Below are 8,369 nucleotides of genomic sequence, written 5' to 3'. Positions count from 1 at the left end.
GCACACGACGCTGTACAACGCCTTTATCATCAACAACAAATACCGTCTGCTGGTCATCACGCATCACAATAGCCTGCACCGGAATAGTCAGCACATCAGCTTTAGGTGAAGCTGTAAGCGTAACGTTGGCATAGACGCCGGCTAAAAGACCTTCGCTGTTGTCAACGCTCACCTCTGCCGCAAAGGTATGCGCCGGCAAATCCGCAACCGGAGCGATGCGGGTAATTTTACCTATCAGCTTTTTGCCGGGATAAGCAGGCAGAGTAATGCTTGCTTCATTGCCGACATGTACACCGGCAATCTGACCTTCGGGAATATGAATCGTAGTTTTCAGCATAGAGATATCAGCAACGGCAAAAATAGGCGTACCTGCCTTTGCATAGTAGCCCTCCTGATAATACCGCTTGGCAATAATACCGTCAGCAGGCGCTGTCAGCACCGTGCCCTCGGATTTAGACTCCATCGCCCGCATGCTGCCTCTGGCAGCCTCCAGCTTGGCTGCAGCATTATCACGCGCAAAGCGGTAATCATCCACCACCTGCTGAGAAACCGCACCCCTAGCATATAGCTTTTCATAACGCTGCAAATCCGTTTCCGCCTTACGCAGGCTTGTCTGTGCATCAAGAAAGCTGCCCTTGGCGCTTAACAGATTGGCATCGGTATCAGCCTGCTCCAAAATTGCCAGCACTTGTCCGCGGCTCACACGGTCACCCTCACGGACGTAAACCTTTTCCAAGCGTCCATCCACCTTAGCGGCAACCTCTGCCTGCCATTCCGGGTCCAGACTGCCGGAAAAGCTCAGACTGGGAACAATCGTCTGCCTTACGGGGTGAGCAGTAACGACCGCCACATTGCGTACCTGCGACAGCTTAGCAGCACGCGCCTTATCAGCCTGGATATTGCTGTAAATACGGTAACCGATAATTACGCATACCGCCAGCATCAGGCCAAATGCCATCTTAACCTTGCGATTCTGTAAATTCACTTTCTTTCCTCCCTGCACCATTCCCTTGGGGGTAAATTATAATGGGGTAAGTTTAAATTCAGCTGAGTTTATCGTGGACAAATTATAGTTATAGATAATAATATTATACCTCTTATCAAGAGAAGTTAGCAAGTGCAAAGCCACAGGCAGGCATAGAAAAAGCACGCTGCGGACAGCGTGCTTTCGACAGTTTTAAATTAAGCTTACAGGCCTGCCTGCTCGCGCAGTGCAGCAGCCTTTTCAGTATGCTCCCACGGCAGATCTACATCGGTACGGCCGAAATGACCATAAGCAGCAGTCTGCTTGTAGATAGGACGCAGCAAATCCAGCTCACGGATAATGCCGGTCGGGCTCAGGGAGAAGTTTTTGCGAACCAGCTCAGCAATCTTGTCTTCGCTGATTTTGCCCGTGCCGAAGGTTTCAACCAGAACGGAAACCGGATGTGCTACGCCGATAGCGTATGCTAGCTGGATTTCGCATTTATCTGCCAAACCTGCGGCAACGATATTTTTAGCAACGTGACGTGCAGCATAAGCAGCACTGCGGTCAACCTTAGAGGGGTCCTTGCCGCTGAAAGCACCGCCGCCATGACGAGCCATACCGCCATAGGTATCAACGATAATTTTACGACCTGTCAGACCAGCGTCACCTTGAGGACCGCCGATAACGAAACGGCCGGTCGGGTTGATGTAGTATTTGGTTTCCGTATCCAGCATTTCTGCGGGAACAATCGGTGCAATAACCTTTTCGATAATATCTTTGCGAATCTGCTCGTTGGAAACTTCCGGTGCATGTTGGGAAGAAATAACGATAGTATCTACACGAACGGGTTTGCCGTCATCATATTCAACGGTAACCTGAGTTTTGCCGTCCGGACGCAGGTAAGGCAGCACGCCTTCCTTACGAACCTTGGTCAGCTGCAGAGCCAGCTTGTTAGCCAGATATGCAGGCATCGGCATATAGCTTTCGGTTTCGTTGGTTGCATAACCGAACATCATGCCTTGATCGCCGGCACCGGTTTCTTCCTCAGCAGCCTGGCCTTCCTTAGCTTCCAGCGCTTTGTCAACGCCCATAGCGATATCAGGAGACTGCTCGTCGATAGAAATCAGCACGCCGCAGGTGTTGCCGTCAAAGCCGAATTTAGCACGGTTGTAGCCGATATTGTTGATGGTTTCGCGGGCAATGTGTGCGATATCAACATAGCATTGGGTAGAAATTTCACCGAAAATGTGAACCTGACCGGTAGTAACGATAGTTTCGCAGGCAACACGGCCTTTAGGATCTTGAGCCAGGATAGCATCAAGCACAGCATCGGAAATTTGGTCTGCTATTTTATCGGGATGACCTTCGGTAACGGATTCGGAAGTAAATAATTTTCTCATTGGTAGCTCCTTTCATAAATAAAAAACGTTGTTGAGAGTGTTTAGATGGTATCAGAAAAGGCGTTCTCGTAATGAGAACGCCTTAAATTATTACTCTTAGCATTCTCATCTTACAGATAAACTGCAGGACTTAGCACCGTTTTACAGCTGTCACACTGCAATGGTTGCTGCGACTTCACAGGGCCATTCCCTCCATCGCTCTTGATGAGTTGTGTTAAATTGTTTACAGATGCCATTATATAACAAAATCAAGATAATGACAAGTACTTTTTTTACGAAAAATATGTGAAAATACTTTTTTGCAACTGCTGATGCTAAATAGAATTCAATTCTATTATATAGGGATTCATAATGCATACGTATCCCTGCAATCCCTACTCCGAAGAGCACGGAGAAGGCTGCAGATGCTAAACGATTGCGACGACGGCGTACTGCTGGTCATGACGCAGATGCGGCCTTATACGCGCTCTCTACGAATACGCAACGCCTCATCCAAAATACGGTTCGCCACATCAACCTTCGGCATCTGCTCCAGCTCGCATACATCGCCGTTGGCATAAAGGAACTTAACGATATTGGTATCGGAATTGAAACCGGCACCGGCAGCCGTAACATCGTTGGCTACAATCATATCGAGATTCTTCTTGACTACCTTTTCGCGGGCATTAGCCAGCAGATTTTGTGTTTCTGCAGCAAAGCCAACCAAAACCTGATGCGTTTTCTTGGCCCCCAAGGTTTTGAGGATATCCGGATTTTTATCCATAACCACAGTCAGAGCATCATCTGTTTTCTTTTTAATCTTTTGGTCTGCCACATCACGCGGACGGTAATCGGCAACTGCTGCTGCCTTGATAACGATATCCACGCCATCGTAGGCTGCGAGGCAGGCCTCCAGCATTTCATTGGTCGATTCAACCTGCACAGCCTTCACATTAGGCGGTACAGCAAGCGCAGAGGGACCGCTGATAAGCAGCACCTCAGCACCGCGCTCGGCAGCCATCTGAGCTACGGCATAGCCCATCTTGCCGCTGGAACGGTTGCCGACAAAGCGGACGGGGTCAATCGGTTCACGTGTACCTGCTGCGGTAACGAGTACCTTCAGGCCACGCAGGTCGCCCTCACGGCCGGCAAAAAAGCTGCTCATAAACTCCACAATCTGCTGTGGTTCCGGCAGACGGCCGGGGCCGCTGGTGCCGCAGGCAAGATGTCCGGAAGCAGGCGGCATTACAGTAATACCGCGGCTTTGCAGCTTAGCGATATTTTCCTGAGTTGCAGCATTAAGATACATACCGGTATTCATTGCGGGGCAAACAACTATCGGTGCCTGAGCTGCCAAAAGCGTAGTGCTCAGCAGATCATCCGCAATACCATATGTCATTTTAGCCAGAATATTAGCGGTAGCAGGCGCAACTAAGAAAGCGTCTGCCCAATTTGCCAAAGCAATATGCTCGACATTAAATTCCTGGTTGCTGTTCCACATGCTGGTAGCGACAGCATTACCGCTGATTTCCTTGAAGGTTAACGGAGTAACAAACTGCTGTGCATGCTCAGTCATGACCACACGCACCTCGCAGCCCCGCTTACGCAGACGGCTGACAAGATCTACAGCCTTATAAACGGCAATACCGCCGGTTACTCCCAAAACAATTTTTTTGCCCTTTAACAAGGTTTTACCCTCCCGCTGTTATACGTTTTTAGTACGCTCGTAGGTAATAGTATCGTTAGCAATTTCCTTCAGCGCAGCGCTGACCTCTTTTTCCGCGGAATTTACGCCGGGAATAGTGAGCTCGCGTGCTCTTTTTGCTGCCAAAATAACTAAAGTGTATTTGCTATCTACTTTTTCTGCCAAATAGTCAATAGACGGATCTACCATAGACATTATTGAATCACTCCTTTAAGTATTTCATGGTTCACACAGCAGACTGCTGCATAATGTAAATTTATTTTTTTGCTTTACAAATCTTATCAACAATAAAATATGTTCTGGCTACGCGGTAACGCTCAGCCTCCATAATTGTCAGCACCTTTTGCGCTGCCTTTTCCGCAATATCATTAATGATGATATAATCATATTCTGCAGCGTAAGTCAGCTCGCTGGCTGCGGAAGCCATACGGCGTTTGATAACATCCTCGCTGTCGGTACCACGCTTATAAATACGTGCGGAAAGCTCATCCAAAGAAGGCGGTACGATGAAAACAAAAACACCCTCGGGGAAGCGCTTTTTAATCTGCAAAGCGCCCTGAATATCAATCTCCAGCAGTACGTCACGGCCAGATTCCAGCTGCTCTTCCACGTATTTGCGCGGTGTGCCGTAATAATTGCCGTATACCTCGGCATATTCCAGCAGCTCGCCCTTTTCAATCATCTGCTTGACCTCGGGAATTGTCTTGAAGAAATAGCTTTCTCCGTCAACCTCACCCGTGCGCGGTGCGCGTGTAGTAACAGAAATAGAATAACCTAAATCCGGCAGCTGGCCTCTCAGCATCTGGCAAATAGTTCCCTTGCCTGCTCCCGACGGACCGGATACTACAAGAAGTACTCCCTTAGGAGTAACATTATCAATATCGTTGCTCATGATCCAATTACTCCTCTTCTTCAGAATCAGCAGTTTGTGCCACCAGACGGTTGGCTACAGTTTCCGGCTGTACCGCAGACAGGATGATATGACCGCTGTCCACAACAACTACAGCACGAGTACGACGTCCGTAGGTTGCATCAACCAGCATGCCTTTATCACGGGCCTCCTGGATAATACGTTTAATCGGTGCTGATTCCGGACTGATAATAGAAATAATGCGGTTGGCTGCGACAATATTGCCAAAGCCGATATTAACTAGCTTTATATCCATAACTTCCTCCAGTTTTATTCGATGTTCTGAATCTGCTCACGGATTTTTTCTATTTCCGCCTTAATTTCTACAACAATCTGCGCCATAGTATAATCATTTGCTTTGGAAGCAATGGTGTTTGCTTCACGGTTGAATTCCTGGATAAGGAAGTCGAGCTTACGTCCTACCGGCTGGTCGGAAGCGATGATAGTCTTGAATTGCTTGATATGGCTCTTCAAGCGGACAATTTCCTCCGTAATGCTGGTACGGTCAGCAAAAATTGCTACCTCCTGCAGCAGACGTTCCGGCTCAACCTTGATATTATTGTCAGCCAGCAGATTAGTCAGACGCTCCTGCAGCTTAGCCTGATATTCTTCCACAACTAAGGGAGAACGCTCCTCAATCTGTGCCAGCTTTTCGGCAATCAGATCTGCACGGTAAATGAAATCACCGTAGATATTGCCACCCTCTGTTTCACGCATAGCTACCAGATTAGCAACAGCCTGCTCAACAGCCTGTTCAACCTTAGGCCAAACACTTTCTACATCAAAAAAGCCTTCCTTAACGTTAATCACGTCAGGGCATTTTGATAAATAGAGAATCTCGGCAGCAGCGTTAATACCTGCAGCGTCGGCTCCGATAGCAACGCCTACCTCCTGCAATGCCTTATGATAGGCAGCAGCAAGGTTTTTATCAACCTTCAGAGTGCAGTTTCCGCTGACATTATAATCAGCAGTAATAAACACATCAATACGTCCACGGCTAACGGTTTTTAAAATAGTTTTGCGGATTTTATCCTCCAAAGGATTCAAAAATCGCGGTAAACGGATAGCAACCTCGTTATACCGGTGGTTCACGGTTTTCATTTCAATGTTAACAGAAAAATCTGCATCCTCATAGGAACCACGGCCGAAACCGGTCATACTTTTTAACACAGGCTTCCTCCTCCATCTTCACCAGTAAAGGTGATTTTTTCAGCTTAAAAGATAAGTATTTTTTGCTTCAATCTTATCTTGAAAATCTATTATACCATATTTCTCTAATGATTTCAGCATTTTTCTTCGTTTTTCGTCGCTTAGATAAAGAAATGGCCCATTTTTGTTTTGCTATACTTGTTGCAGGTAATGGAGTATAATATGATAAATAATAAATTAGCATTGTCTTCCCGCAGGTTCAAAAAACTTTGCCGAGCCTGCACCGAAAGGAGTCCCTATGAACATTGAAGGCTTAACTTTAAAGCTGCTTACAGATATATTAAACGAAGAACTGCTGGGCAGCAAAATATATAAGGTATATATGCCTAATCCGCAGTCACTTCTGCTGCTCGTCCGCAGAACACGCGATACAAGCAGTCTGCTGGCCGATATGCACAACGGCAGCTGTGTGCTTTATCTGCCGCAGCAGCTGCCGGAAAACCCGGAAACTCCGCCCACCTTCTGTATGCTTCTGCGCAAGCATCTGGAGGAAGGACGCATCACAAAAATCAGCCAAAGCGGCCTGGACCGCATTATTACGCTGGAAATAGATCTTTTAGGCGCCTCCAGTAAAATTATTACCAAAAAGCTGATTTTTGAGCTTACCGGTAAAAACAGTAATATCATTCTTACGCAGGATGATGTTATTATCGACTCCCTGAAGCATGTAAGCGCAGCACAGAGCAGCTATCGCACTATCCTGCCGGGAAAAGCCTATATTGCGCCCCCGCCACAGGAAGGACTTAACCTTTTGACTGATGACCCGGCAAAAATTGTGCAGACTGCCAACAGTCTGCCTGCAGCCAACTTCGCCAAGGCCTTTATCAGTGCTGCCACCGGTGTCGGCAAAATGACGACGCTAGAGCTTTTAGCCGCTGCAGATATCCTGCCGCAGGAGGTACGTCTGGAAACCTCCGCCTGTCAGTCACTGGCGCAGGTTATCGGCAAGCTGCAAGCAGATATGCAGTTGCAGGCCGCCAAGCATCCTGTCTATGCGCTCATCAGCCGTACAAATCAAGTAAAAACCCTGCTGGTATTGCCCCCGCAGAACGTGCAGGATGGCATGCAGGTCAAAGAATTTGCTGATATCAACAGTGCGCTAAATTTTGCTGTCAGCCTGAAGCCTATCCAGCTTCCACGCCATGAACAGCTGCAAAAGCTGGTGAACAGCGAAACCGCCAAACTTAAGAAAAAACTGCAGGCATTACAAGAGGATTTGGCTCATGCTGCCAATGCAGAGGAACAGCGTATGCTGGCAGATACTATCATGGCCAATATCTATCAGATAAAAAAAGGCCAGACAAGCGCCGAGCTGATAAATATTTATGACGGCGAACCGGTTACTGTCAGGCTTTCTCCCATCCTTTCGCCTACGGAAAACGCACAGGCCTATTACAAGCGCTATAATAAATACAAACGCGCTCAAACCGAAGTGCGTATCCAGCAGGAATCTACGGAAGAAATGCTTGCCTATCTGGAAAGCCTTGACGCTTCACTGCTTACCGCTACAACGAAGGGAGAAATTGAGGAAATCAATCAGGAAATGCTAAGCATCGGTCTGCTTAAGGACACGAATAAAAAGAAGAAAAATGCCGGACTGCAAAAATCGCAGCCTCTGCATATCCGTTTAAATCCTGAAGCAGATTTGTATATCGGCAAAAACAACAAGCAGAACGATTATGTTACCTTTACCTTGGGCAATCCTAAAGATTTATGGTTCCATACTAAAGATATCCCCGGTTCGCACGTTATTTTGAAAACGTCACTGCCGGAAGTACGTCAGGAGGATATCGACCTTGCTGTGCAGCTTGCAGCATATTTCAGTAAGGCGCGCGATGGCAGCAATGTTCCTGTTGACTGCGTACAAAGACGCTATGTAAAGAAGCCTGCAGGCAGCAAACCCGGCTTTGTTATTTTTACAAACCAGAATACTTATTACACAACACCTGATATGGAGCTAATCCAAAAATATTTAAAGTAAAGATTTAGTCAAAACTAAATACGTCAGTATGTAGTAACGCGCCCTGATTCATAGAAATATGAATTGGGGCGCGTTTTAGGCTAGGGTGAAGTTTTTTGAGTGTAGATATAGATTGCAATATCTATACTGTAAGTGTAACTCTGTAGGAGAACATTGATTAGCAGTCAAGCACATCGAACTCAAATAAACTGAGCGAGGGATATATCGTGTAAGGAATA

The 8,369-nt window shown here is 47.0% G+C and carries 8 protein-coding genes and 1 riboswitch; of the genes, 1 reads left to right on the top strand and 7 read right to left on the bottom strand.

Annotated elements, in window-relative coordinates:
* The 7 genes from BN587_RS04665 to BN587_RS04630 form a co-directional block, all read right to left on the bottom strand.
* Positions 1 to 985: efflux RND transporter periplasmic adaptor subunit (locus tag BN587_RS04665; protein ID WP_303684848.1), on the bottom strand; the 985-nt coding region annotated here is incomplete at its 3' end.
* 203 nt (positions 986 to 1,188) lie between these two features.
* Positions 1,189 to 2,367: a methionine adenosyltransferase gene (gene metK, locus BN587_RS04660; protein ID WP_021719984.1), complete on the bottom strand. Its 1,179-nt coding sequence runs from the start codon at positions 2,365 to 2,367 to the stop codon at positions 1,189 to 1,191.
* A 102-nt stretch (positions 2,368 to 2,469) separates the two neighbouring features.
* Positions 2,470 to 2,578, bottom strand: a riboswitch (SAM riboswitch).
* A 246-nt stretch (positions 2,579 to 2,824) separates the two neighbouring features.
* Positions 2,825 to 4,033, bottom strand: a complete 1,209-nt coding sequence (gene coaBC, locus BN587_RS04650) for a bifunctional phosphopantothenoylcysteine decarboxylase/phosphopantothenate--cysteine ligase CoaBC (protein WP_021719983.1) — start codon at positions 4,031 to 4,033, stop codon at positions 2,825 to 2,827.
* A gap of 18 nt (positions 4,034 to 4,051) precedes the next feature.
* Positions 4,052 to 4,240, bottom strand: coding sequence for a DNA-directed RNA polymerase subunit omega (rpoZ, locus tag BN587_RS04645; protein WP_148495367.1), 189 nt, complete (start codon positions 4,238 to 4,240; stop codon positions 4,052 to 4,054).
* 67 nt (positions 4,241 to 4,307) lie between these two features.
* On the bottom strand, positions 4,308 to 4,943 hold the full coding sequence (gene gmk, locus BN587_RS04640; protein WP_021719982.1) for a guanylate kinase: 636 nt from the start codon (positions 4,941 to 4,943) through the stop codon (positions 4,308 to 4,310).
* A gap of 7 nt (positions 4,944 to 4,950) precedes the next feature.
* On the bottom strand, positions 4,951 to 5,217 hold the full coding sequence (gene remA, locus BN587_RS04635; RefSeq protein ID WP_009146168.1) for an extracellular matrix/biofilm regulator RemA: 267 nt from the start codon (positions 5,215 to 5,217) through the stop codon (positions 4,951 to 4,953).
* A 14-nt stretch (positions 5,218 to 5,231) separates the two neighbouring features.
* A complete protein-coding gene (locus BN587_RS04630; RefSeq protein ID WP_021719981.1) occupies positions 5,232 to 6,131 on the bottom strand; it encodes a YicC/YloC family endoribonuclease in 900 nt (299 codons plus the stop codon).
* A 277-nt stretch (positions 6,132 to 6,408) separates the two neighbouring features.
* Here BN587_RS04630 and BN587_RS04625 point away from each other — a divergent pair, with 277 nt between their 5' ends.
* Complete coding sequence (locus BN587_RS04625; protein WP_021719980.1) at positions 6,409 to 8,151, top strand: Rqc2 family fibronectin-binding protein; 1,743 nt, start codon at positions 6,409 to 6,411, stop codon at positions 8,149 to 8,151.
* Positions 8,152 to 8,369 lie beyond the last annotated feature (218 nt).

Origin of the sequence: Phascolarctobacterium succinatutens CAG:287 (assembly GCF_000434895.1) — a bacterium.
GTDB classification, from domain to species: Bacteria; Bacillota; Negativicutes; order Acidaminococcales; family Acidaminococcaceae; genus Phascolarctobacterium_A; species Phascolarctobacterium_A succinatutens_A.
The sequence above is the reverse complement of the archived record's forward strand: the minus strand, read 5'-3'. Positions and strand labels throughout refer to the sequence as shown.